The 23744-nt window shown below is 69.5% G+C and carries 27 protein-coding genes; 14 read left to right on the forward strand and 13 right to left on the reverse strand.

Annotation, left to right across the window (positions count from 1 at the left end; all coding sequences use genetic code 11):
• Positions 1-254, forward strand: a 254-nt coding sequence (locus ACXJKR_RS04280) for a hypothetical protein (RefSeq protein WP_457321013.1), incomplete at its 5' end; no start/stop codon positions are given.
• On the opposite strand, the gene ACXJKR_RS04285 is transcribed toward ACXJKR_RS04280, so the two are convergent.
• From ACXJKR_RS04285 to ACXJKR_RS04310, 6 genes are all read right to left on the reverse strand, one after another.
• Complete coding sequence (locus ACXJKR_RS04285; protein ID WP_457321015.1) at positions 251-766, reverse strand: hypothetical protein; 516 nt, start codon at positions 764-766, stop codon at positions 251-253. The two genes, ACXJKR_RS04280 and ACXJKR_RS04285, sit on opposite strands and share 4 nt — an antisense overlap.
• 12 nt (positions 767-778) lie before the next feature.
• Positions 779-1942: an ABC transporter permease gene (locus ACXJKR_RS04290; RefSeq protein ID WP_457321016.1), complete on the reverse strand. Its 1164-nt coding sequence runs from the start codon at positions 1940-1942 to the stop codon at positions 779-781.
• The gene (locus tag ACXJKR_RS04295) at positions 1939-2733 is read right to left on the reverse strand and encodes an ABC transporter ATP-binding protein (protein ID WP_457321018.1); all 795 of its coding nucleotides are present in this window, start codon (positions 2731-2733) and stop codon (positions 1939-1941) included. The genes ACXJKR_RS04290 and ACXJKR_RS04295 overlap by 4 nt, the downstream gene beginning before the upstream one ends.
• Positions 2730-4208, reverse strand: a complete 1479-nt coding sequence (locus ACXJKR_RS04300; RefSeq protein WP_457321020.1) for an alpha/beta fold hydrolase — start codon at positions 4206-4208, stop codon at positions 2730-2732. The genes ACXJKR_RS04295 and ACXJKR_RS04300 overlap by 4 nt, the downstream gene beginning before the upstream one ends.
• A gap of 124 nt (positions 4209-4332) precedes the next feature.
• The gene (gene cuyB / locus ACXJKR_RS04305; RefSeq protein WP_457321022.1) at positions 4333-5031 is read right to left on the reverse strand and encodes a cysteate racemase; all 699 of its coding nucleotides are present in this window, start codon (positions 5029-5031) and stop codon (positions 4333-4335) included.
• A 197-nt stretch (positions 5032-5228) separates the two neighbouring features.
• Positions 5229-6122, reverse strand: a complete 894-nt coding sequence (locus ACXJKR_RS04310) for an amino acid ABC transporter substrate-binding protein (RefSeq protein WP_457321024.1) — start codon at positions 6120-6122, stop codon at positions 5229-5231.
• A gap of 111 nt (positions 6123-6233) precedes the next feature.
• Here ACXJKR_RS04310 and ACXJKR_RS04315 point away from each other — a divergent pair, with 111 nt between their 5' ends.
• Together ACXJKR_RS04315 and ACXJKR_RS04320 are read left to right on the forward strand one after the other, a co-directional pair.
• The gene (locus ACXJKR_RS04315) at positions 6234-7115 is read left to right on the forward strand and encodes a LysR family transcriptional regulator (protein WP_457321026.1); all 882 of its coding nucleotides are present in this window, start codon (positions 6234-6236) and stop codon (positions 7113-7115) included.
• A 260-nt stretch (positions 7116-7375) separates the two neighbouring features.
• Entirely contained in the window at positions 7376-7579 is a 204-nt protein-coding gene (locus tag ACXJKR_RS04320) for a hypothetical protein (protein WP_056190902.1), read from the forward strand.
• 3 nt (positions 7580-7582) lie between these two features.
• On the opposite strand, the gene ACXJKR_RS04325 is transcribed toward ACXJKR_RS04320, so the two are convergent.
• The 3 genes from ACXJKR_RS04325 to ACXJKR_RS04335 form a co-directional block, all read right to left on the reverse strand.
• Positions 7583-9148, reverse strand: coding sequence for a thioredoxin family protein (locus tag ACXJKR_RS04325; protein ID WP_457321027.1), 1566 nt, complete (start codon positions 9146-9148; stop codon positions 7583-7585).
• Between the two features lie 109 nt (positions 9149-9257).
• Positions 9258-9671 (reverse strand): nuclear transport factor 2 family protein, encoded by a 414-nt coding sequence (locus tag ACXJKR_RS04330; protein ID WP_457321029.1) that lies wholly within the window; start codon positions 9669-9671, stop codon positions 9258-9260.
• A complete protein-coding gene (locus tag ACXJKR_RS04335) occupies positions 9668-10105 on the reverse strand; it encodes a MerR family transcriptional regulator (protein WP_457321031.1) in 438 nt (145 codons plus the stop codon). Before ACXJKR_RS04335 ends, ACXJKR_RS04330 begins: the two co-directional genes overlap by 4 nt.
• Before the next feature lie 316 nt (positions 10106-10421).
• Here ACXJKR_RS04335 and ACXJKR_RS04340 point away from each other — a divergent pair, with 316 nt between their 5' ends.
• The gene (locus ACXJKR_RS04340; RefSeq protein ID WP_457321033.1) at positions 10422-11093 is read left to right on the forward strand and encodes a DNA alkylation repair protein; all 672 of its coding nucleotides are present in this window, start codon (positions 10422-10424) and stop codon (positions 11091-11093) included.
• Here ACXJKR_RS04340 and ACXJKR_RS04345 read toward each other — a convergent pair.
• Both ACXJKR_RS04345 and ACXJKR_RS04350 read right to left on the reverse strand, forming a co-directional pair.
• Positions 11090-11473, reverse strand: a complete 384-nt coding sequence (locus tag ACXJKR_RS04345; protein ID WP_457321035.1) for a cupin domain-containing protein — start codon at positions 11471-11473, stop codon at positions 11090-11092. The two genes, ACXJKR_RS04340 and ACXJKR_RS04345, sit on opposite strands and share 4 nt — an antisense overlap.
• Positions 11474-11529: 56 nt before the next feature.
• The gene (locus tag ACXJKR_RS04350) at positions 11530-13179 is read right to left on the reverse strand and encodes a phosphoethanolamine transferase (protein WP_457321036.1); all 1650 of its coding nucleotides are present in this window, start codon (positions 13177-13179) and stop codon (positions 11530-11532) included.
• Between the two features lie 197 nt (positions 13180-13376).
• Here ACXJKR_RS04350 and ACXJKR_RS04355 point away from each other — a divergent pair, with 197 nt between their 5' ends.
• Positions 13377-13583: a hypothetical protein gene (locus tag ACXJKR_RS04355; RefSeq protein ID WP_457321038.1), complete on the forward strand. Its 207-nt coding sequence runs from the start codon at positions 13377-13379 to the stop codon at positions 13581-13583.
• A 6-nt stretch (positions 13584-13589) separates the two neighbouring features.
• On the opposite strand, the gene ACXJKR_RS04360 is transcribed toward ACXJKR_RS04355, so the two are convergent.
• Positions 13590-15641, reverse strand: a complete 2052-nt coding sequence (locus tag ACXJKR_RS04360) for an oxidoreductase (protein WP_457321040.1) — start codon at positions 15639-15641, stop codon at positions 13590-13592.
• A gap of 215 nt (positions 15642-15856) precedes the next feature.
• Here ACXJKR_RS04360 and ACXJKR_RS04365 point away from each other — a divergent pair, with 215 nt between their 5' ends.
• The 4 genes from ACXJKR_RS04365 (at position 15857) to ACXJKR_RS04380 (ending at position 18492) form a co-directional block, all read left to right on the forward strand.
• Positions 15857-17182: a DUF4397 domain-containing protein gene (locus ACXJKR_RS04365; RefSeq protein ID WP_457321042.1), complete on the forward strand. Its 1326-nt coding sequence runs from the start codon at positions 15857-15859 to the stop codon at positions 17180-17182.
• An 88-nt stretch (positions 17183-17270) separates the two neighbouring features.
• Positions 17271-17960 (forward strand): hypothetical protein, encoded by a 690-nt coding sequence (locus tag ACXJKR_RS04370; RefSeq protein WP_457321044.1) that lies wholly within the window; start codon positions 17271-17273, stop codon positions 17958-17960.
• A gap of 167 nt (positions 17961-18127) precedes the next feature.
• Complete coding sequence (locus ACXJKR_RS04375; protein WP_457321046.1) at positions 18128-18259, forward strand: hypothetical protein; 132 nt, start codon at positions 18128-18130, stop codon at positions 18257-18259.
• The gene (locus ACXJKR_RS04380) at positions 18256-18492 is read left to right on the forward strand and encodes a cysteine-rich CWC family protein (RefSeq protein WP_457321048.1); all 237 of its coding nucleotides are present in this window, start codon (positions 18256-18258) and stop codon (positions 18490-18492) included. The genes ACXJKR_RS04375 and ACXJKR_RS04380 overlap by 4 nt, the downstream gene beginning before the upstream one ends.
• Here the strand turns inward: ACXJKR_RS04380 and ACXJKR_RS04385 are convergent.
• Positions 18456-18908, reverse strand: coding sequence for a nuclear transport factor 2 family protein (locus ACXJKR_RS04385; protein ID WP_457321050.1), 453 nt, complete (start codon positions 18906-18908; stop codon positions 18456-18458). The two genes, ACXJKR_RS04380 and ACXJKR_RS04385, sit on opposite strands and share 37 nt — an antisense overlap.
• A 99-nt stretch (positions 18909-19007) precedes the next feature.
• Between ACXJKR_RS04385 and ACXJKR_RS04390 the strand changes: the two genes are divergently transcribed.
• The 5 genes from ACXJKR_RS04390 to ACXJKR_RS04410 form a co-directional block, all read left to right on the forward strand.
• A complete protein-coding gene (locus ACXJKR_RS04390; protein ID WP_457321051.1) occupies positions 19008-19736 on the forward strand; it encodes a TetR/AcrR family transcriptional regulator in 729 nt (242 codons plus the stop codon).
• Positions 19737-19885: 149 nt separating this feature from the next.
• A complete protein-coding gene (locus ACXJKR_RS04395) occupies positions 19886-20761 on the forward strand; it encodes a DMT family transporter (RefSeq protein ID WP_457321053.1) in 876 nt (291 codons plus the stop codon).
• Positions 20758-22428, forward strand: a complete 1671-nt coding sequence (locus tag ACXJKR_RS04400) for a long-chain-fatty-acid--CoA ligase (protein WP_457321055.1) — start codon at positions 20758-20760, stop codon at positions 22426-22428. The genes ACXJKR_RS04395 and ACXJKR_RS04400 overlap by 4 nt, the downstream gene beginning before the upstream one ends.
• Before the next feature lie 134 nt (positions 22429-22562).
• Positions 22563-23174 carry a class I SAM-dependent DNA methyltransferase gene (locus tag ACXJKR_RS04405; protein WP_457321058.1) on the forward strand — a complete coding sequence of 204 codons (612 nt, stop codon included), beginning with the start codon at positions 22563-22565 and terminating at the stop codon, positions 23172-23174.
• Positions 23171-23744 (forward strand): DMT family transporter (locus ACXJKR_RS04410; protein WP_457321060.1); only part of this gene is annotated, 574 nt, incomplete at its 3' end. The genes ACXJKR_RS04405 and ACXJKR_RS04410, both read left to right, overlap by 4 nt.

The raw sequence follows: 23744 nt of genomic DNA on the forward strand, positions 1-23744 counted from the left end.
TGGCCGTCTGGACGGTCGAGGCCCGCGAGCGCGACGAGCTGCTGATGCACGAGGACAGCGGCGCCACGCGCTCCTGGTTCAAGGCCGAGGCGGGTGCGATGGGTACGACGCTGTGGTTCGGTTCGGCCGTCGTGCCGCGCCGCCGCGAGCCTGGCGGCGAGCCGCGCTTCGGCCGGGTCTTCCACGCGCTGTTGGGCTTTCACCGCTGGTATTCGCGGGCCTTGCTCAAGGCGGCCGCTCGACGGCTTGGTTAGCGTTCGGTGCCCGGGCCGGTGAGCTTCTCGGTGACGACCTGCCCGGTCGCCATCTCCTCGATCCAGACTTCGCAGCGGTCGGCGGCAATGCGGCCGGCAACGGTGTAGCGCTTGCCGTCCTGCGGCGAGAAGCTCACCTCGCCCACCGTGCGGCAATTCGGGTTCGACATCGCGAGCATCGGCGAGGCGTACTGGGTCGCAGCCTGCAGCCGCACGCGGGACGCGTGCAACGGCAACTCGTTGGTCAGTGACACGGGCGTGACGGTCATGCCGCTGCCCTGACCCGCCCGCGTGCTGGCCATGCTGCTGCTGGACAGACGCCGGTCGTCGACCTGCGTCATCTCGAAGACGTGCAACTGCTGGGGGCTGATGGCCACGACCTTGTCGGCGACATTGGCCGTGGCGCCGCTGTAGTCCGGCGGCGTGGCGGCTTCGAAGGCAGTGAAGCTCTTGAAGCTGGTGCAGCCGGACAGCAACAGCGCCGTGGCCGCCATGGAGACGATGCTTTTCATGCGGTGGGCAGCTTACCGTGCCACCGCCGCCCGCATCGAGCGGGCCACGTAAAGCAGGGCCGCCACCGTCAGCGCGATGCCGACGAGCACGCCCGGCATCACCTGGCCCCAGCGCAGCGCCTCGCCCTTGAGCACGGCCATCATCAGCGTGTTCTGTGCAAGACCTGGCACCCAGTAGTACCAGGCCGCCTCGCCACCCGGGTTGAGCAGGCTGACCATGGGCATCAAGGTGACGGCGGTGATGACCAGCGTGCTGCCCGCCTGGGCCTCCTTGAAGGTCTTGGAGCGGATGGCCAGCGCCATCAGCAGGGCGGACAGGCCCGCCGCAAGCGGGATCTGGATCAGCCAGAAGGCCAGCACCTCGGGCCCGCCAAAGCTGAACTGGGCCTGCAGCACGTCGCTCTTGAGCAGCCACTGCGCCGGCACGAAGCTCAAGGAGGACAGCAGCGCGACGGCCATGCCCAGCAGCGCGACGGCGCCCCACTTGCCGGCCACGATGGCGCCGTGCGGAGCTGGGTTCATCAGCAGCGGTTCCAGCGAGCCGCGCTCGCGCTCACCTGCCGTGCTGTCCAGTGCTGCGGTCAACGCGCCGTAGAGCACGGCCATCAGGATGAACATTGGGATGATGCCGGTCAGCCGCGCCGCGCGGGCCTGGGCGCTGGCGAGGTCACGCTCCTGCACGTCCGTGGCTTCGAGCAGTTCGGTGGACACGCCGCGCATCGCCAGGTTGAGCATGGCACGCTCGCGGTTGAAGCCCCAGAGCAGGCTTTTGATGGCGCCTACGCCCGCCTCGGCCCGCTGGTTGGCGCTGTCGCTGACGACCTCCACCGTCGGCGCCTCGCCGGCCAGCAGCTTGGCCTCGAAGTCCTTGGGCACGACGAGCACCGGCTCCAGCAGCGTGGTGGCGCGCAGCCGGGCCTCGTAGTCCTCGGGCGCGGCCTTGAGCGTGTAGGTCTGGCGCTCGATGAAGTTCTTCAGCGTCGGCGCGGTGTCGATGCCGACGGCCAGCACCTCGCGCTTCTCGGCGCGCTCCTCGAGCGAGGCGATCAGGCCCGACAGCGCCATCAGCAGCAGCGGCCCCATTAGCACCGCGGGGACAGCCAGGCGCAGCAGCGTGCGTCGGTCGCGCAGCGCGTCGCTGAGCTCCTTGATGAAAACGATCAGGGCTTGTTTCACGCGGCCACCTCTTCAGGAAATGCGAGCTTGACGAAGGCGTCTTCGAAACGCGATTCGCCGGCCAGTTCCAGCAGCTCCGGCACGCTGCCGCGGGCGACGCTGCGTCCCTTGGACACGACGACGACCTCGTCGCAGAGGTGTTCCACCTCCTGCATGATGTGGGTCGAGAAGACGATGCACTTGGCGCCGCCTTCGGGGCTGCGCAGCCAGCGCAGGGCCTCGCGCAGGGCGCGCGTGGCCAGCACGTCCAGGCCGTTGGTGGGCTCGTCGAGCACGATGTTGGCGGGGTCGTGCACCAGCGCGCGGGCCAGCGCTGTCTTCATGCGCTCGCCCTGGCTGAAGCCGTCGGCGCGGCGGTCCAGGATGTCGCCCATGTCGAGCAGCTTCGCGAGGTCCTCGGCACGCGCGTTCGCGGCATCGGGGCTCATGCCCTGCAGCCGGCCGAAGTAGACGATGTTCTCGCGCGCCGACAGGCGGGGGTAGAGGCCGTGCGCATCGCCGAGGATGCCCATGCGCGACAACGCCTTCAGCGGCGCGTCCTTCACGGCGATGCCGTCGACGCTGATGGCGCCCGCATCTGGCGGGAACAAGCCGGCCAGCATGCGCAGCGTCGTCGTCTTGCCCGCGCCATTGGCGCCCAGCAGGCCGGTGATGCGGCCGTTGGCGGCCTTGACGCTGACGCCCTGCACCGCATGCACGACGCGTTTGCCGTCCTTGGAGTTTCGGCGCTTGAAGAGCCTGCCACCGCTCTGGGCGATGAACTGCTTGTGAACGTCCTGGATGTCGATCATTGGGCCGCCCCTCCGTGGACGGGCGGAGCGGGCTGAACGGGCTGGAAGGCGACAGGGCGTGGGATGCGGGTGGCGCAGGCGGCGTCCTGGGGCAGGGCGGCCGCGTCCTGCTTGGCGTCGATGAAGCGGAACATCAGGTCACGCATGCAGCCCACGGCCATGACGCCGTGGCCCGCCTCGGCGACCACAACGTGCTGCACGCGCTCCGGATGGCCAGCTCCCAGGGCCTTGGCGACATGCTCGCCGTGGCGTGGCGGCGTGGCCGGGTCGGCGCCGCCGCTCAGCACAAGGACCGGGCTGGGCGCGGGTGGGATCTTGTAGAAGTCGGCCGCCACGTCGCCGCGCGGCCAGGTCTTGCAGATGCGGGCATACATCTCGGCATCGACGGTGCGGAAGTCCGCGCCCGGCGCGTCCTTGGCCTCGGCGATGCGGGGCGCGTCCTCCGCACACATGACCGAGAAGTGCATGCCCATGGCCAGGCGCATCGAGGGGCTGGAGCCGAAGGCCGTCGTCAGGCCGAAGAGGGAGGCGAAGTTGCCGTCGCTAGCCGCTGTGTGGATGGCGGCGGGCAAGGCGGCCGCCAGGGCTGGCTGGTAGAGCGGTCCGCGCACGGAACGCATCACCAGGTCGCGGTCCACGGTGAAGCGCTCGGGCACGCCGGTCAGCGGTTGCTGCACATTGACCTGGCGCGGCAGCGAGGCCAGCAGCTTCTGCCAGTCGGCGCGCAGCTCGGGGTGGGTCTTGGCGTGGGCCTCGAAGAGCTTGTCCAGCGCCGCCTGGCCATCGGTCGAGAAACTGGCCGGCAGGATCATGTCCGGCGGCGCGACGCCGTCGATGACGGTGCGGCGGACCTTGGCGGGGAACAGGCGCAGGTACTCCACCGCGGCGCGCGTGCCGTAGCTGGCGCCGACGAGGTTCCACTGCGGCACCCCCAGCTGCTCGCGCACGGCGTCCATGTCCTGCATGGCGATGGTCGTCGTGAAGAAGCGCAGGCCGCCGTTTTGGCCATAGGGCAGCTTCTCCAGCCCGGCGCGGCATTCGTCGATGCGGCGCATCTGGGCGCTGGGCTCGAGCTGCTCGGCGACGGAGAGCTTGCTGTCGTCGGGGCAGTCCAGCGGCGCCGATTGGCCGGTGCCGCGCTGGTCGATGAAAACCAGGTCGCGGCGGTTGTTCAGCCTGGACAGGCGCGGCAGCACGCGCGCGGCCACCTTGATCGCGCTCTGGCCAGGCCCGCCGGCCAGCAGCAGCACCGCGTCGGGCTGCTTGTTGCGCGCCAGCGCCGGAACCACGAGGTAGTGGATGTCGACCTTCACGCCGTCCGGCCGGGCTGGGTCCAGCGGGCGCTGCAGGCTGCCGCATTGGAGCTCGTTGGGGATGCCGTCGATGCGGCAGGGCTTGAGCGGCCCCGCGGCCGCCACCGTGCACAGGCCGGCCATCGTCAGCAGGGCCAGCAGGCGTCCTCGCCAATCACGCATGCCAATCTCTTCTTGTCGTTGCAGTGGCGAGCAGTATCCGGCCCGGGCGGCGGCGTGGGGCAATGGGCCGGGATGAGTGGCGGTAGCAGCCGCGCGAGCGGCGGGAAAGCGCGCGTGGGTGGCTTCAGCCCCGGCCCACGCTGGCGACAACAAGGCGCGCCAGGGCCGCCGTCGCATCGACGACCGGCAGGCCGCAGGCTGCGGCGCCCAGCACGATGGGGATCTCCGTGCAGGCCAGCACGAGGACGGCCGCGCCGCGCTGGCGCAATGCGCGAGCCGCGTCGGCCAGCAGGGCCTGGCCGTCCTGCAGCCGGCCGGCCTTGACGGCCTCGATGCCGGGCATGACGCGCTCCAGCATTTCGGCGGCGGTCGGCAGCAGCCACTGCACCGGTGGCGCGTCGGCCAGGCGGCGGTTGATATACAGGCCCGAGGCGGTGGTCGCGTCGGTGGCCAGCAGGCCGATGCGGGCCTCGGGCCCGGCCAGGTCCAGCGCCTCGCGCAGCGCCGCGTCGACGAGGTGGAGCATGGGCCGCTGCAGCTGGGCCTGGACCTCGTCGAACCACAGATGGGCGGTGTTGCAGGGCATGACGATGAGGTCGGCGCCGGCCGACGTCAGCCGCCGGCCGCTGGCGACGATGGCCTCCAGCGGCGAGTCGCCCGCGCCCCGGAAGGCGGCGGTGCGGTCCGGAATCTGCGGCAGGCAGCTGACGATCATCGGCACGTGGTCCTGATCGCGCGCGGCCGATGTGGCGTCAAGCACCTTGCGCATGAAGTCGACCGTGGCCAGCGGGCCCATGCCGCCCAGCACGCCGATGACGTTCATGTCAGTTGTCCATTCCGCGGTCGTGGCACCCGCGACGCATGAAGGATTCTTCGGGCCGAGCGCCGGGCCGCCCCAAGCCGGCCCGGTGGGCGATGTGCTTGCGGCTCGACGCCGCAAGCATCGCCGTCCCCCTGGGGGACCGACTGGGCTTGCCCGCGTTCAGCGCGGCAAGACTGGGCGAGGGGCGTACTTTCACTTCAGACGGCCGGCTTGTCGGACAGCTGCTTGAGGTTGTCGCGCAGCTCCGGGCTCATCGGCGCGTTCAGGTTGATGCCGCGCGGCGCGATGGGCGACTGGAACCACTTCTTGTACAGCGCCTCGAACTCGCCGCTCTTCATCAGCCCGGCCACGGTGTCGTCGACGAGCTTCTTGAAGGCCGGGTCGTCCTTGCGCAGCATGATGGCGTAGGGTTCGACCTGCAGCGCCTCGCCGACGATGGCCAGCGAGGCCGGGTCCTGGGCGCTGGCGCGCAGGCCGAACAGCAGGATGTCGTCCATGCCGAAGGCGTCCGCGCGGCCTTGCTGCATGAGCAGGGCCGATTCGGCATGGTCCTTGGCTCCCAGCAGCTCAAAGCCCAGGTCGCGCTCGACGTTGAACCTGCGCAGCACCTGGACGTTGGTGGTGCCCGAGGTCGAGACGACCTTGCGTCCCTTCAGGTCAGCGAAACCCTGCACCGATGAGCCGGCCTTCACGAGCAGCCGTGTGCCGGTGTAGAAGTAGTTGATCGAGAACGCGACCTGCTTGTTGCGCGCGCTGTTGTTGGTCGTCGAGCCACACTCGATGTCGATAGTGCCGTTGGTCAGCAGCGGGATGCGGTTCTGCGAGGTCACGGCCTGCGCGGCCACCTTCAGGTCGGCGCGGCCGGTGGCCTTCTTCACCTGCTCGACGACCTTGGCGCAGATCTCCCAGCCAAAGCCGGTGGGCCTGGCGTCTTCGCCGAGGTAGGAGAAGGGAATGGACGACTCGCGGTAGGCCAGCGTGATCGTGCCCGAGGCCTTCACCTTGTCGAGCGTGCCGGGTTCGGCGTGGGCGCACAGGCCTGTCAGGCACGTCAGGCCGGCGAGGGTGGCGGCAGCGGCGGAATGCTTCATGAAGTCCTCCATGGCGGGGCGTTGATCGATGGGCTGGATGCTAGGAAAACCGGCCCCGGCCGTGCATCGCGTTTGACCGCCATCTCATCAGCTGACCTAATGAAGCCCGCCATGAGGATCAAGCACGTCGAAACTTTCCACGCCGTCATGCTGACCGGCAGCGTCGGCGCCGCCGCCAAGCTGCTGCACGTGACCCAGCCCGCCGTCACGCAGACGCTGCAGCACGCAGAGCTGCAGCTTGGCTACGCGCTGTTCACGCGCCAGAAGCGCCGCCTGGTGCCCACGCGTGAAGCCCAGGCCCTCTACCCCGAGGTGCAGGCGCTGATGCTGCAGCTGGAGTCGCTGCGCCGCATGGCCTCGGCGCTGCGGCAGGACCAGGACCACCCTTTGCGCATCCTCATCGTGCCGTCGCTCGCGGTGCGTGCGCTGCCGGACGCACTGCGCATCTTCCGCAAGGCGCATGCGGGCATGCCGGTGTCGGTGCGCACGCTGCACTCCAACGACATCGCCCGCGCGATGGCGCTGCAGGAGGGCGATGTCGGCATCGTCTACGGCAAGCTGCCGCATCCGGCGTTGCAGGACGAATTCGTCGCGGCGGGGCGGTTGGTCTGCGTGTCCGCGCGCAAGACGCCGGCCGACAAGCGCACGACGGTGACGATGCAGGAGGTGCTGCGCGAGCCCTTCATCCGCATCGACGAGCGCGACCCGCTGGGCGCCGTGCTGGCCGATCACTGGTCACGCCTGGGCCTGGTCGCCAAGGCCGGCATGACGGTGCAGACGCACCATATCGCCATGGTCATGGCCGAGCAGGGCTTCGGTCCCGCCATCATCGACTCCTTCACTGCCCAGGCCGCCACGGGCGAGGGCCTGCACGTGCGCACCCTGCTGCCCGAAGTGCCGGTGGAGGTGCACGCCGTGCAGCCACAGGGCGTGCGCTCGCCGCGCGCCGTGGCGGACTTCATCGCCGCCTTTCGCACGGTCATCACGGCCTGACGCGGCCGTGGCGGCGTATGCTGGGCCGCAATCCCTCAGCCCGCCGGAACGCCAGCCATGACCCTCTGCCCGATCGCTGCCGTAGTCGGCTGCGCCAAGTGCCCGGCCTTCCGGGTCTGCCCACTCAAGACGGTCATCGGCGATGTGGCCAAGACGCCGCCCCCGCCGGCCAAGGCGCGCAAAAAATGATGCCTGAAGTCGCGGGCATGGCTTAGATTCCCATCCCACGACGGCGACCGTGCCGCAACGAAAGGCTGAGCGTGCAGACACTCGACGAGATGCGTGACCGTTGCCTGCTGACTGCCGAGCAGCATGCGGAGATCGGTGCCTGGGTCAGCCAGGCGCGCACCCCCGAGGCCATCCTGGCCATGCCCGAAGGGCTGTGGCGCACGCTGGAACTGGCCAGCGTGCTGATGGACGTGGACGCCGACCTGCGACGCGACCCGCTGCTGTCCGATTCCTAGCGGTCAGGCCTTGCTGGTTGGCTTCATCAGCCCCTGGCAGGCCGACCTGGCCTTGGCATCGGCGGCATCCAGCTTGCCGCAGACGCCGTCGAGCTGGGCCTTGAGCCGGCCCACGGCGGCGGCTTGCGCCGGGCTCTGATTCCACGCGCCCAGCAGGGTCGCCACCTTTTTCAATGAACGCTCGCTGCGTTCGTAGAAGGCGCCGGGGTCCTTGTCTGCCTCGGTAAAGAGCTGGGCCGCCGCCTTCTCGATGCGCGGCGTGTCCTCGGGCGACAGCTCGACCAGCGCGCCGAGGTAGGTCGTGCCCCATTGCAGGCGCGTGGCCGGCCCCTCGCTCTTGTTGAAGGCCTCCTCGTACCAGCGCAGCGCGTCGGCCTTGCGGCCCTGTTTCTTCGCGTTGCCGCCGAGCTGGCTCATCAGGTAGTAGGGCGAGTGGCTGCGCGCCAGGGCTGACTTCAGCAGCTCGTCACTCTCCTTCCACAGGCCGGCGCGGCCGAGCAGGTGGGCGGCCTCGGTGACGACGGCCTGGCGCTCGTAGCCGTCGGTGATCTCGCGATTGGCTCGGCTGGCCTGTTCGCGCGCCTCGGCCAGCAGCGCGGCGGGGATGTTCTTCGGGTTCGGGTCGTCCTTGGGCGAGTCCAGCCGAGCCAGATCGATGCGGCCCTGCAGCGCGTTCAGCCGGTCGGCGCGGGACAACGTGGCGTCTTCGTTGAGGCGTTTCAGCGCCGCGTCGAACTCGGCGACCAGCGCATTGCGCGCCTCGCCGGGTTGCGGGGCGAGCGCCTTGACCAGGTCGGGCGCCTCGTTGGTCAGCACGTCCATGTGGGCACGGGATTGGGCTGCGTCCGCCAGCACGGCGCGCAGGCGTGGCAGCTGTGTGGGGTCGGCCGGCTTGCCCTCGGCCATCGCGCCGATGGACTTCAGCCACAGCCGCGTCGTCGTCTCGGCATCGGCGCCTTCGCTGGCCTTGGCCAATTGGGACAGCGTCGCCGGGCGCTGCGCCACCGGCAGCAGTTGCTGCTCGTCGGTCTCCCAGCCATAGAAGCCCAGCAGCCGCCATTCATTGGCCGACAGCTTCCTGCCCGTGGATTTTGAATTGAGGGCATCGGCCAGCACCGCCTTGACCGGGCGGCCGCTGGACAGGCCGAGCTGCAGCACCTTCATGACCTGGGCCGCATCGGCCTCGCCCGGCAGGCGGGTGATCTCGCTGCCGGCCGGGTTGAACAGGATCAGGGTCGGGTAGCCGCGCACCTTGAAGCGCGTGCCGAGCTTTTGCGCACCGGGCGCATCGCCGTCGATGCCCACGGCCACGAAGGCCTTGCTCTGCTCGATGAAGTCGGCGCGGTTGAACAGCGTCGCCTTGAGCTGGTTGCACGGCGGGCACCACTTGGCGCCCCAGTATAGCAGCACCGGCTTCTTCTCGGCCTTGGCCTGGACGAAGTAGCGGTCGATGTCGGCATCGGCCGCGGCGGCCTGCCAGGAGACGCCGGGTGCGGTGGCGGCGTGGGCGGGAGCGCAGCTCAGGGTCAGGGCCAGCGCAAGCGTCGAGAAGAGGGGTAGCAGCTTCATGGCAGGCGACGAGAAGGGGGTGGCGCAATTGTCCTAGGCTTTGCGACAGGCCATGCGCGTTCGCCGAATGGGCTTATGAGCTGGCCGCATCAGTCATGGCCAGCGCCGCTCAGGGCGACCCGAGCACGCGGCAGGCGAGGTCGGTGTCCATGTACTCGGTCACCTCCTTGAGCCGGCCTGCCTGCAGGCGGAACACCATGCAATAGTGGTTGTTGTAGGCCTCGCCCGCGTGGGTCTGCACCTCGCCCTGGCATTGCACGACGACATGGTCGCCCTCCGCGATGAAGCGCTGGGCGCGGCTGCGGTAGCGCGTCGCAAAGCGCTGGAACAGCGGCTGCAGCAACTGCCCGCGCACCACGTCGCGGCCGGCCCAGCAGCGCGACCAGGGCGAGACGCCGGCGATGGTCCAGCTGAAGTCCTCGTCCATGGCGGCAACGAAGGGGGCGCCGTCGCCATCGGCCAGGGCGGCGTAGATGGATTGCAGCAGGGCCTTGTTGGCGGTGGGGTTGTCGATGTCGGTCATGACTTGATTCCGGGGTTGAGGGGCTTGAGCGGATCACGCGCCGGGCGTTGGCCGGTGGCGATCCAGTCGTCGTAGAAATCCAGCTTCTGGTCCAGCGCGGTCAGGGCCTCCTGCCAGCGCGAGATCGTCGCCAGCACGTCGGCGCGGTGGGCGGCGAGCATGTCGCGGCGCGCCGCCAGGCTCTTGCGGCCCTGGGTGACCAACTCGGTGTAGCGGCGCATCTCGGCGATGGACATGCCGGTGGTGCGCAGCCTCTCCATCAATTCGAGCCAGGCGACGTGCTGCTCGCGGTAGCGCCGCCGGCCGCCGGCGTCCCGTGCCACGCCGGGCACCAGGCCCTGGGCCTCGTACCAGCGGATCGCGTGGACAGATTTGCCGCAGCGCGCCGCCAGGGCGCCAATCAGCAGCAGGGGCGGGTCGTCTCGGGCTGGCATTAGGGCCTGTTCACACTACGGCAATGGGTCGCGAAGGCCCGCCGCCAGGGGCCAATCAAGGCGCAGCGCGCCGCCCGCACTCGCGTGCGGGCCAGCGACGCAACGCCGAGTGGCCCCTGGCGACGGGCCTTCCCGAAGGGTTGTGACCAGAAAGCCCGCATGCTGTGTTGCAGRTCCTCGCTGGGTATGAACCCAGCTTGCGGTCTGCTGTCGTGCCTGCGACCTTTCTGGTCACAACGCGGCCCGTTGCCGTAGTGTGAACAGGCCCAGTGCCATTGGACGACCTAGAGTGCACTCGAAGTCAAGGACTCGTTTGATGAGCAGCAGCGACCGATTTGATCTCGCCCTCCAACGTTTGCGCGCGGCGGCCCGGCCCGAAGCGCTCGAAGCCATGGCCGGCTTCGGCCTGACCGGCGAGGGCCGCCTGGGCCTGGCCGTGCCGACGCTGCGCGCGCTGGCCCGCGAGTTCAAGCGCGACCACGGGCTGGCCCTGGCGCTGTGGGACACCGGCATCCCCGATGCCCAGATCCTGGCCGGCATGGTGGCCGAGCCGGCGAAGTTCACTCTGAAGCAGATGGACCATTGGGTCGCCGACATGCGCGCCTGGGATGTCTGCGACCAGGCCTGCACCAATGCCTTCGTCAAGAGTCCGCTGGCCTGGGATGCGATCCCGCGCTGGGCGGCGCGCGAGCCCGAGTTCGAGAAACGCGCCGGCTTCACGCTGCTGGCGGTGGCCGCGGTGCATCAGAAGCAGCGGCCGGATGCCGACTTCATCGCCCGCCTGCCGCTCATCGAAGCCGCGGCTGATGACGAACGCAACTTCGTCAAGAAGGCCGTCAACTGGGCGCTGCGGCAGATCGGAAAACGCAGCAAGGCGCTACGTGAGCCTGCGCTCACTGTGGCGGAACGGCTGTGCCAGCGTGATGAGAAATCGGCGCGCTGGATCGGCACCGACGCGTRCCGCGAGCTCAGCCGGGGCGCTGGCTAGCTGCCGAGCTGCTCTTCGATGGAGCGCGTCTTCTCGTTGGGCGTGTCGCCGCTGTGCAGCGTCGTCTTGCGCTCGATCAGCATCAACAGGCACTCCTCCTCGGCGACGGGGCAGTGCTCCACGCCGCGCGGCACGACGAACATCTGCCCGGCTTCCAGCGTCACGGGGCCGTTTCGCAACTCGATCCGCAGCCGGCCGCGCAGGATGTGGAAGAGCTCGTCCTCGTCGGGGTGGCGATGCCAGCCGAAGGTGCCCTGCACCTTGGCGACCTTGACGTAGTTGTCATCGAAGGCGCCGACGACGCGTGGCGACCAGAGCTCCGTCAGGCTGGCGGCGACGTCGATGGGGCTGATCGCAGCGATGGGGGCGGTGGCGGGCATGGCGGCTCCTGGTGGCGTTGGTGAGGGATAAATAGACTCTGACCCTAATTTGTGGATCAGCGGATGTCGTCGTAATTCCAGCCGGGCCCGTCGATCTGGCGCAGGCGCCGCTGGCGCGGCCGCCAGTCCGGCGAGCGCAGGCTTTCCGCGGGCGAGATGCCGTCGGCGTCGACGCCGGCCAGGTCCAGCAGCGTGGGCATCAGATCGGGGTGGCTGATCGGCGTTGTGCGGCGTGCCTGCAGCGGCAGCAGCGCCTCGGGCCAGCGGCGGCGGTAGGCGTCATTGGCCCAGAAGAACAGCGGCACGGTCGTGTCCGCCTTCGACGGGCCGGGCAGCGCATGCATGAAGCGCTGGCGCTCGTCGTCGAACAGGTTTTCGCCGTGGTCCGACGTGAACACCAGCAGGGCCGGCACCGGGTCGGCACGCAGCGCGGCCATGGTGCGCATCAGGAAACGGTCCAGCACGACCAGCGTGTTGTCGTAGGAATTGATGGTCTCGGCCTTGTGGCCCGGGCCCGGCCAGCCGTTGACGCCGGCGTCCGCCAGCGTGGGCGTGAAGCGCCGGGCCTGGGCGTCGTAGCGTTCTTCATAGGGGAAATGGCTGCCGATCATGTGCAGCACGATGAACTGGCGCGGCCCGGCCTGCCGCAGCAGGGCCTCGAACGGCGGCAGCAGCGCGGCGTCCATGCGCAGGTGGAAGTCGTAGTCGCCGCGAGCGAAGTCAGCCAGGTTGGCGTCGCTGATCAGGTCCGAGTTCTCCTGGTTCGACAGCCAGGCCGCGTGATACCCGGCCTCGCGCAGCGTGCGTACCAGGCTGGCTCGATCACGCTCGCCGAGCCGGCGGGCGACGATCCCGGGCACGGCGGAATCGGTCCAGTGCGCCGTCGAGGCGACGTCGCGAAACAACAGCAACTCGTCCCGCGCCGCCGACAGGCCGGGTGTCGTGTCGCGCCCGTAGCCGTAGACGCCCAGATGATCGGGTCGAACCGACTCGCCGATGACCAGCACGAGATGCAGCGCCTCCTCGGCCCAGCCGGGGCGGGCGCGTCCCTGCAGTGAGACGGTCGGCTTCTCCCGCCGGTCCTGCTCCAGCACGCGTTGCAGGCTGGATGCGAGGTTCAGCGGAAAGACCCGGTCGGCCGTGGTGCGCTCGAAGAACGTGGGCAGGCTCAGCTGCTGCGGCACGGCCTGCCGCATCACCAGCGACAGGCTGGCCACGCCGAGCAGGCCGGCCAGCCACCCCTTGCGGTGCGCCAGGTGCCAGCGCCGGTCGACGCGCCAGGCGAGCAGGGGGTAGGCCATGGCGATGGCCGCCCAGAGCCACACCCAGGCGCCGAACCCGCGCACCACCTCCAGGCTGCGCGTCGGTGCCGTGTGCAGCGCCGCCGCGACCAGGGCGTCGCCCGGGGGGCTGCCCTGGCTGAGGCAGAGGTAGACATAGGGCGGCAGCAGCAGCACCGCAGGCGTCCAGGCCAGCAAGGCCCAGCGCAGGCTGCCCAACAGGGTCGGCGCCAGCGCCAGCAGCCACAGGGACAGGCCCAGTGTGGCCAGGCGTTCGCGCAGGTCCAGCCCTTCGCTGCCCAGCGCGACGGCCAGGCCCGGGCTGCACAGCAGTGCCAGCAGCAGCGCCACCAGCCCGCGCTGAGCCGGGGACGGGGGAAACAGGCTTGGAGGGAGCGGCGCGGAACGAATCAAGGTGGTGGACATGTCACGGGCGCCGCGAGCTTAGCGTGCGGCCGTCTCCCCCTTTTGGGGGAGGCGGGGGGGAGAGACGGGGGATGCGTCAATGGCTTCTCCCCCTTCGCTCCACCCTCCGGGTGATGTCCGAAAAAAGGCCCGGCGCCGATGCTGACGGCATGGCGTTGAACACCACGCCGAACCTTCACAAACACGGAGCCGCCACCATGCAATTCTTCAGCTCGTCGCAGTCGCCCTGGTCCAACTCCAAGCTGCCCGTGGCCATGCCCGCGCGGTCGCGCGCCGGATTGCCAGGCGGCAAGCCGGAAATTTGCGGCTGGTACGACTCCAGCTTCGACCTGGCCACCGGCCTGGAAGTCTGCGAGCAGGACAACGACACGCTGTACCAGCTCTGGGAGCTCTCCCAGAACTGAAGCGAGCTAGAGCGAGCAGGCCAGCTTGGTGCCCTGCAGGATGGCTCGCTTGGCATCCAGCTCGCCGGCCTCCAGCGCGCCGCCGATCAGGTGCACATTGACGCCTGCGGCCTTCAAGGGCGCCTCCAGCTCGCGCAGCGGCTCCTGGCCGGCGCACAGCACGATGGTGTCCGCCTCGATCAGCTGGGCATCAGCCCGCTTCTCGCCATAGCTGACCCACAGGCCCTCGGGCGTGATCTGCTCGTAGTTGACGCTGGCCAGCATGTCGACGTTCTTCATCTTCAGCGCCGCACGGTGGATCCAGCCGGTCGTCTTGCCCAGGCCGGCGCCGGGCTTGCCGGCCTTGCGCTGCAGCAGCGTGATCTGGCGGGTGGGCGCCTCGGGAGCCGGCCGCAGCAGACCGGCACGCACCTGTTCCGGGTCGCCCACGCCCCAGTGGCGGCGCCAGGCCGCCGGGTCCAGCGTCAGCGAATGGCCGGCTTCCAGCAGGTATTCGGCCACGTCGAAGCCGATGCCGCCCGCGCCAACGATGGCCACGCGCCCGCCCACCGGCTTGCCGTGCCTCAGCACATCGATATAGCTCAGCACCTGGCCGCGCGCCTGGCCTTCGTCCTGGCCCTTGATGCGCGGGTTGCGCGCGCTCACGCCGGTGGCCAGCAGCACCTCTTCAAAGCCCTTCAGGTCTTCGGCCGAGGCCCGACAGTTCAGCTTCAGTTCGACGCCGGTGATCTCGATGCGGCGGCGGAAATAGCGCAGCGTCTCGCTGAACTCCTCCTTGCCCGGAATGCGCTTGGCCATGTTGAACTGGCCACCGATCTCTGCCGCCGCGTCGAACAGCGTCACCGCATGGCCGCGCTCGGCCAACGTCGTCGCCGCGGCCAGGCCTGCGGGGCCGGCGCCGACGACAGCAATGCGCTTCTTCGCGCCATTCACCGGCTTGATCACGATCTCCTGCTCATAGGCCGCCCGCGGGTTGACGAGGCAGGTCGAGATCTTCTGCGCGAAGGTGTGGTCCAGGCAGGCCTGGTTGCAGGCAATGCAGGTGTTGATCTCGTCCGCCCTGCCCTGGCGCGCCTTCTTGACGAACTCGGCATCGGCCAGGAAGGGCCGGGCCATCGACACCATGTCGGCGCTGCCGTCGGCCAGCACGCCCTCTGCCACCTCGGGCGTGTTGATGCGGTTGCTGGTGATCAGCGGCGTCGTGATGCCTTCCTCGCGCAGCTTGGCGCGAAGCTTTGCCGTCACCCACGCAAAGCCCGCGCGCGGCACGCTGGTGGCGATGGTCGGGATGCGCGCCTCGTGCCAGCCGATGCCSGTGTTGATGAGAGTGGCGCCGCCCTTGGCGACGAGCCGACCCAACTCCACCACCTCCTCCCAGCTGCTGCCGCCCGGCACCAGGTCCAGCATGGACAGGCGGTAGATGATGATGAAGTCCGGCCCGACGGCCTCGCGCATGCGCGCCAGGATCTCCAGCGGCAGCCGCATGCGGTTCTCGTAGCTGCCGCCCCAGTCGTCGGTGCGCTGGTTGGTGTGTTCCACCAGGAACTGGTTGATGAAGTAACCCTCGGAGCCCATCACCTCCACGCCGTCGTAGCCGGCCTCGCGGGCCAGCTTCGCGCAGCGGATGAAGGCACGGATCTGGCGCTCGATGCCACGCGAGCTGAGCTCACGTGGCGTGAACGGGCTGATCGGGCTCTGGATACGCGACGGCGCCACGCACAGCGGCGAATAACCATAGCGGCCGGTGTGCAGGATCTGCAGCGCGATCTTGCCGCCCTCGGCATGCACGGCGTCGGTGATGATCTTGTGGCGCCGCGCCGCGCCCGACGTTGCCAGCGTGCCCGCGAAGGGCTTGGCCCAGCCTTCGATATTGGGCGCGAAGCCGCCGGTGACGATCAGGCCCACCTCGCCACGGGCCCGTTCGGCGAAGAACACCGCCATGCGCTCGAAATGCTTGCGCCCATCCTCCAGCCCGGTGTGCATGCTGCCCATCAGCACGCGGTTCTTCAGCGTCGTGAAGCCGAGGTCCAGGGGCGCGAGGAGATGGGGATAGTTCATGGCGGCGGATGCTAACCAGCGACACCCCCCAAGAATTGGAGTGCTCTCCTCACCTCAGCACTGGGGCAGACCCTCCCCTCAGCAACAGTTCTTCACCCACCGCTAGATGGTGGAAATCGTGACATCCTCGGCTTGAGTTCTAATCGCGATCCGCGTTCTTGGCCGCACTCTTGTCGATGAGTGCCCGGCGGTTTGGTTTTTTCGGAGAGTTCTCGATGCGATTCACCCCCTGGGCCACCCGGCTGGTCCTGACGCTGAGCCTGTCGGCCACTGCTTTCCTGACCGCCTGCGGCGGCGGTGGCGGCGGCAGYAGCGATACGCAGGTCCGCCTGCTCAACGCCACGCGTTCCTACAGCGCACTGTCGTTGTCGGTCAACGATGTCAAGATCAATACCGGTGTGGCTTATGCGAGCGTGGGCGAGTACGCCAAGGTCGACACCGCCAACACCGCGACCAAGGTGCTGGCCGACCCCGTGGGTACCAGTGTGTCGGCCCTGACGCCCACGCTGACTTCGGGCACCAACTACACCTTCATCACCTACGGCTTCGCCGGCGCCATCCGCACGACGCTGCTGCAAGAGGCTGAGACGGCGCCCGCCGCCAGCAGCGCCAAGCTGCTGGTGCTGAACCTGGCCCCCGATGCCGGCGCGATGGACGTCTACGTGACGACTGCCACCGACGACATCAACTCCGCCACCGCGCTGACGACCAACCTGCAGGGCGGCGCCGGCAGCGGTTACATCACGCTCAACTCGGGCACCTTCCGCGTGCGCGTGACCGGCTACAACAAGCGCACCGACCTGCGCCTGGACATCCCGGCCGTCACGCTCGACTCGGCCAGCGTCAACACGCTGATCCTGACGGCCTCCGATGGCGGCGTGCTCGTCAATGGCATCACTGTGGTTCAGAAGGGCGCCGTCAAGAACTTCGCCAACACCCAGAGTCGCGTGCGCACTGTCGCCGCCCTCACCGCGGGTGGCACGGTGGGCTCGTCCCTCAACGGCCAGCAGATGTTCAGCAGCGCCATCAGCCCGCTGATCAGCGAATACGTGACGACCGCCTCGGGCGCCAGCACGCTGTCCACCCAGGTCAACGGCGCCCCGGTCAGCTTCACGGCCCCGACCCTGGCCGCCGGCAAGGACTACACCTTGCTGGTCTGGGGTGACGCCGCCGCGCCCAAGATGTCGGTGCTGGACGACGACAACCGCCTGCCCACCGTCAACGGCAACGTGAAGATCCGCCTGGTCAACGCCCTCGCCGCCCAGACCTCGGGCGTGTCTGTGAACGTCGACTTCAGCGCGATCGCGTCCAACGTGCTGCYCGGCACGGCCTCGGTGCCCAACAGCATCTCGTCGACGACGGCTTCGCAGGTGGACGTGACGGTGCCGACGACGTCCTCGTCGATCTACACCAACGCTGCGCTGGCCTTCCCCGCCAACAGCGTGTGGACCTTCTTCGCGGTGCCCACCACGACGACGCCCGGCACGGCGACCTCGCCGGTGCCCTTCATGAGCGCCCTGCCCAAGCGCGAGCGCCCGTAAGCTCTCCCCGTGCATAAAGCCCCCGCGGCCACCGGCCCCGGGGGCTTTTTACTTTTTGGCGCTTTCCGGCCCGCGCGAAGATGGCGCCATGTCCGCGCCGACCCGCCTTCACCTGCAGCGCCTGCGCCTGCTCTGGCGCAGCGCCGGCTGGCCCAGCCAGGACCTCGTCGAAGTCGAGCTGCTGGCCGCGGGCTGGGTCGAGCGCCTGCAGGAGCCAGGCGGCCGCGAGCGCCTGCGTGTGACCGACACAGGCGTCGCGCTGATCGCCGATTCACTGACCCGAAACCGCACCGCCCGCGACGCCCACGAGACCCTGGTCGAGCGCGTTGCCCTCGAGATGCAGCGTGCCGGCCGCATCGCCTGGCGCGGCCTCACGCTGCGCGCCGGGCTGCCCGGCGAAGAGGGCAAGACGCTCTGGGTCAACGCCATGCCCGACGTCTATTCCATCCGCCACAGTACGGTTGAGGACTACCTCGAACCCGCCATCCACGAGATCAAGGTCAGCCGCGCCGACCTGCTAGGCGAGCTGCGCCGCCCGGCCAAGTCCGCGGCCTACCAGGCCCTGTGCGGCCAGTGCTGGTTCGTCATCAAGGCGGGCATCGCGGTGCCCGAGGAGATCCCGCCCGACTACGGCGTGCTGATCGGCCATGGCAGCCACCTCGAGCTCGCGCGGCCGGCGCCCAAGCGCGCTTGCAAGCCCGACTTCGCGACCTGGATGGCGCTGGCGCGCGCGACGCCGCTGGCGCCACCGGAAGACCCCCAGTCCCACCTGGCTTGAGGCCTGCCCATCATCCCGCCAAGGGAGGGAGGCGCCCATGATGCGCGGATTGACGGAGGGGCTGGCCGTCCTGCGGGATGGCCGGTTGGGCGCTCGCCAGGAAAGCCCGCCCGGCGCGGCCCTCTACGGCCCACAATCCGCTTCATCCCCTACGGCCAGATGACCCGATGGCGACTGCCAAGAACACCGTCCCGACCGACGACAGCAGCGAGGCCCGCTTTGCAGCGCGGCCCGAGGTGCACATGGCCGATTGYGGGGCGCTCGCCGCGCGGATGGCGCTCAAGGAATGGTGTTCATGAGCGGCACCCTGCTCGACACGAACTGCCCGCGCTGCGGCGGCGGCTTCGAGTGCGGCGCGGCATCGGGCCCGGCCGGCCACTGCGCCTGCTTCGGCATCCGGCTGACCGAGAGATTGCGCACCCAGCTCATTGAGCAATACAGCGGCTGCCTGTGCCTGACCTGCCTGCGCGAGCTGATCGAGGCCGACGGGCGCCGTCACCCCGTGATCGGCTCGGCCAAGGCCTCGGGCTGACCGGCAGCGGCCACCTCGGCCAGATAGCCCGCCAGCCGGGCCGTGTCGCAATGCACCGTCAACGCGCTGACGCGCCCCCAGCGCAGCTCGAATTCATGCATGCCGCGGTTGCGGCCCTCGCGGCCGCCGGGCAGCTGGAAACGGTCGCGCCAGGCCACGACGGCCCGCGTGCGCCAGGGCCAGCCGCTGACCCAGACGCCGTCCACCTCGAAGCGCAAACCCGGCAGCAGGCGCTGCAGGCGTGAATACCAGCGCGTCGTCGCGGCCAGGTCACGGCGCTCGCCACCCAGCGCGTGGTTGCCGACCATGCTGTGGCAATGCTGCGCCGCGAACTGGCCCGGAATGCCCTCATAGCGCCCCGCGTTCAGCGCCGCAAAGGCCGCCAGCAGCTTGCGTTTGACGATGGCGTGGTACATGGCCGCTCTCCTTGTCAACCCGTCAGACCTGCATGATCTTGACGATGTAAAGATGATGGCAGTATCCCCCTTGATCTTGCTGGTGGCAAGATGCGGTGCATGACCAAGGCTGCGCCGACCCGACCGCCCTCCGGCAAAGACGAAACCAAGCCAGTGCGTGCGCCGCGGGCCGGGAAGGTCGCGGGCCAGCTCGCCGCCGACCGCCCGCCGCGCCCGCGTGCGAAAGCGGCTGGTGCCTATCACCACGGTGAGCTGCGCGAGGCGCTGCTGGACGCGGCCGAGGCCCTGCTGGCCCAGCGCGGCGCGGCGGCGCTGAGCCTGCGAGACGTCGCCCGCAGCGCCGGCGTCTCGCATGCGGCGCCCTATCACCACTTCGCCGGCCTGCCGGAGCTGCTGGCCATGCTGGCGGCGCGCAGCTTCGAGCAGCTGGGTGCGGCCATGCAGGCGGGCGTCAACGCCCACCCGGCCGATGCGCGCGAGCAGCTTTTGGCCATCGCCGCCGCCTATGTCGACTTTGCGCGGCGTCGGCCTGCGCGCTTTCGGCTGATGTTCGGCCCCGTGCTCGCGTCGCGCCGGCAGCACCCGGGCCTGGATCGCGCAGCCGAGGCGTCGTTCCGCGTGCTGCTGGACGCAGCCACCCGCTTCGACGCGTCGGCTGGCCCGCTGATCGCGCTGACGGGATGGAGCCTGGCCCATGGCCTGTCACATCTGAGCCTGGACGGGGCCTTCGCCGGCTTGCCTTTGCCCGGCCCGCTCCCGGAGCCGGTGGAACTGGTGAGACTGATGTGTGCAATGGTGTTAGCCCCTCGACCAGCCTCGCTGCGCTGAACGCGCGCGACCTGGTCGGTCCCCCGCGGGGACGGTGATGCTCGCGGCATTGAGCCGCGAGCACATCACCAAGCGGGCCGGCTCGGGAGCGGCCCAGCGCTCGGCCCGAACACGCCGTCGTTCGATGAGCGAGGCATGATCGGTCTCCCATGACCGCCCTCGACCGCCTCGCCCCACCCCTCTTCATCTTCATCTGGGCCACCGGCTACATCGTTGCCAAGCTGGCCGCGCCGTATGCCGACCCGCTGACCTTCCTGAGCTGGCGCTATGCCGGCGTGGTCGCGCTGATGCTGGGCCTGGCTTTTGCCGCGCGGGCGCCGTGGCCGTCGCGCCGCGACATGGCCCATCTGGCCATCGCCGGCCTGGGCATCCAGGCGCTTTACCTCGGCGGCGTCTGGGTCTCCATCCGCCAGGGCCTGCCGGCTGGCACGGCGGCGCTGATCGTCAACCTGCAGCCGGTGCTGGTGGCGGCGGCAGCGCCGCTGATCGGCGAGCGTGTGGCACCGCGGCAATGGGCGGGCGTGGCCCTGGGGCTGGCCGGCGTCGTCCTCGTCATCTGGCACAAGCTCAACCTGGGCACGAGCTACGGCCCGCCGCTGCTGCTGTGCCTGATGGCCCTGCTCGCCATCACCGGCGGCACGCTGTACCAAAAGCGCTTCGTGCCGCAGTTCGACCTGCGCACCGGCCAGGTCGTGCAGTTCGTGGCGGCTCTGGCCGTCACCTGRCCCCTGGCCTGGTGGCTGGAGCCGATGCGCATTGAATGGAACGCCCAGGTACTGGTCGCCATGGCCTGGAGCGTCCTCGTGCTCACGGCCGGTGGCATCAGCCTGATGTTCTACATGCTGCGCCATGGCCGCGTGACGGCGGTGTCAAGCACCATGTATCTGGTGCCCTCTGTCACCTCGGTGATGGCGTGGTTGCTGTTCGGCGAGACACTCGGCGCACAAGCCATCGCCGGCATGGGAGTGACGCTGCTCGGCGTCTATCTCGTCGTCGCGCAGAGGAAAACGGAGACGCCCGCATGACCCCCCGAGCACATCACAAGTTCTGGCCCGTCCGCGTGGCGCATGCCATCGAGCCGCCGGCCACGGCCCTGCCCGACAACCTGGCGGTCAGTGCGCGCCGCTTCCCGCATCGGCCGGCGCTGGTCTTCCTGGGCCAGACGACCACCTACGCCGAACTGGCTGCCCAGGTGGCACAGCTGGCGGCGTGGCTGGCCGAGCGGGGCATCAAGCGGGGTGACCGCGTGCTGGTGGGCCTGCAGAACTGCCCGCAGCTCGTCATCGCGCACTACGCCGTGCTGAGCGCGAACGCCGTCGTCGTGCCCGTCAACCCGATGAACAAGGCGGCGGAGATCAAGCATCTGATCGAGGACAGCGGCGCCGTGCTCGCCATCACCAGCGCCGACCTGAGCGCCGAGTGGCTGTCGGCCGGCATGGCGGCCCAGGATCTGCTCGTCACCCGACTGGCGGAGGTGCTGCCCGGCGGGCATTCCGATGGCGCTGGCCTGCCCACGGGTTGGGCCGACTGGCTCAACACCGACATCGCCCTGCCCGCCGGCACCACCGCCTGGGCCGACGCGCTCGCCTGCACCGCCGCGCCACCGGCCCTGGAAGTGGGCGCCGACGACCTCGCGCTGCTGCCCTACACCAGTGGCACGACGGGCCATCCCAAGGGCTGCATGCACAAGCATCGCAGCCTGCAGCACAACATCTTTGCCGGCGGCCTGTGGGCCAATGTCAGCCACGAGGACGTGGTGCTCGGCGTCGTGCCGATGTTCCACATCACCGGCATGGTCGTCATCATGCACGGCACGCTGGCGGCCGGCGCCTGTCTGGTGCTGATGCCCCGCTGGCAGCGCGAGTACGCCGCCCGCCTCATCAAGGAGCACCACGTCACGCGCTGGACCAACATCCCCACCATGGTCATCGACCTGCTGGCCAGCCCGCAGGTGGACAGCTTCGACCTGAGCAGCATGGTCACGATCGGCGGCGGCGGCGCGTCCATGCCGCAGGCCATTGCCGAGCGGCTGTGGCAGCGCTGGGGCCTGCGCTACATGGAAGGCTATGGCCTGACCGAGACCGCCGCGCCCAGCCACAGCAACCCCTACGACTCACCCAAGCAGCAATGCCTGGGCGTGCCCTACATCAGCTGCGACGCGCGCGTCGTCGACCCCGACACGCTCAAGGAGCTGCCGCCCGGTGAGGCCGGCGAAATCATCGTCCACGGCCCCATGGTCTTCGACGGCTACTGGCGCCGCCCCGACGCGACCGCGGCTGCCTTCATCGAGTTCGAGGGCAAGCGCTTCTTTCGCACCGGCGACATCGGCTATGCCGACGCCGATGGCTACTTCTTCATGACCGACCGGCTCAAGCGCATGATCAACGCGAGCGGCTTCAAGGTCTGGCCGAGCGAGGTCGAGAACCTGATGCACGCCCACCCGGGCATTGCCGAGGCCTGCATCATCTCGGCGCCCGACGCCTATCGCGGCGAGACCGTCAAGGCGGTGGTCGTCAAGCGCACCGGCCATGAGTCACTGACAGCCGACGAGCTGCGCGACTGGTGCCGCGCCAACATGGCCGCCTACAAGGTACCGGCCCTGATCGAGTTCATGGACAGCCTGCCCAAGAGCGGCGCCGGCAAGGTCATGTGGCGGGCGTTGCAGGAGCGCGAGAAGACGCGAGGGGGCTGATCGGCTCCGGCGGCAACCCTGCCCCCGGGCTTTTGTCTAGTGTTCGTGGCGGCGGCGCCTAGGCATTTCGCCCCATGAGCGTTGGCATGCCTTAGACCCAGACTGAACGGCATCKATCACCGCAAGAGGAAGCGATGCCCAAGCCGACCGCCAGCGCCATGGCAAACACGCGGCGTACCGTGCAGTCCTACGAAGCGTATGCGCGCCAGTACGACACGCTCGTCGACGCCGAGCGCCCGCCGCACATCCAGGAGGCGCTGCAGCGTCTGGTGCACTGCCTGCCGCCCGGCGGGTCGGTGCTGGAAATTGGCTCCGGCCCGGGGCGCGACGCGGACTTCGTCGAGGCGCTCGGCGCGGTCGTCCGGCGCAGCGACGCTGCGCAAGCCTTCCTGGACCTGATGGCGGAGCGCGGCAAGGCGGCCGACCTGTTGAATGTCATCACCGACGAGCTCGGCGGGCCCTATGACGGCGTGCTCGCCATGGGGGTGCTGATCTACGTCGACCGCGAGCAGATCGATGCCGTGCTGCGCAAGATCCACGCGGCCCTGAAGCCCGGCGGGGCTTTCCTGGTCGCGATGCGCGAGGGCGAAGGCGAGACGGACGGCGATTGGCACACCGTGTGCTGGACCGGCGAGGGCTTCGCCGCGCGGCTCGCCGCGGCCGGTCTGTCGGTCGCGTGGCGGGTCCGGAGCGTCGGCGGCGACGGCAACGACTGGGTCACTTTCCTGGCCAGGAGGGCGTCATGAGCCGGCGCGGCCTCGCCCTGTTCATCATGCTCAGCGTGCTCTGGGGCATGCCCTATCTGCTGATCAAGGTGGCCGTCGCGGAGGTGCCGGTGCCCTTCATCGTCTTTGCCCGCACGGCGCTGGGAGCGGCGGTGCTGCTGCCATTTGCGCTGCGCGGTGCCGGCTTCGCGGCGTTGCGAGCGCACTGGCGCCCCATCCTCGCCTTCGCGGCCGTCGAGATGATCGTTCCCCAGGGCTTGATCGTGCATGGCGAGCTGCACATCAGCAGTTCGATGGCCGGCTTGCTGGTGGCGGCCACACCCATCGTCACCGTGGCCTTGAATCGACTGCGCCGCGACCATGACTGCCTCGGCGCGGGCCGCCTCGCCGGCCTGCTGTGCGGGCTCGCGGGCGTTGCGGTGCTGGCGCTGCCGGCACTCGGTGGCGATCGGCTGTCCGTGCTCGAGGTGTTGCTCGCCGCCGCCTGCTATGCGGGCGGTTCGATGATCGCGGCGCGCTGGCTCGGCGAAGCGCCCGCGATCCCGATGACGACGGCCTGCCTTGCCATCACGGCGCTGGCCTATCTGGCCC

It is taken from the genome of Roseateles sp. P5_E11, from assembly GCF_054049355.1.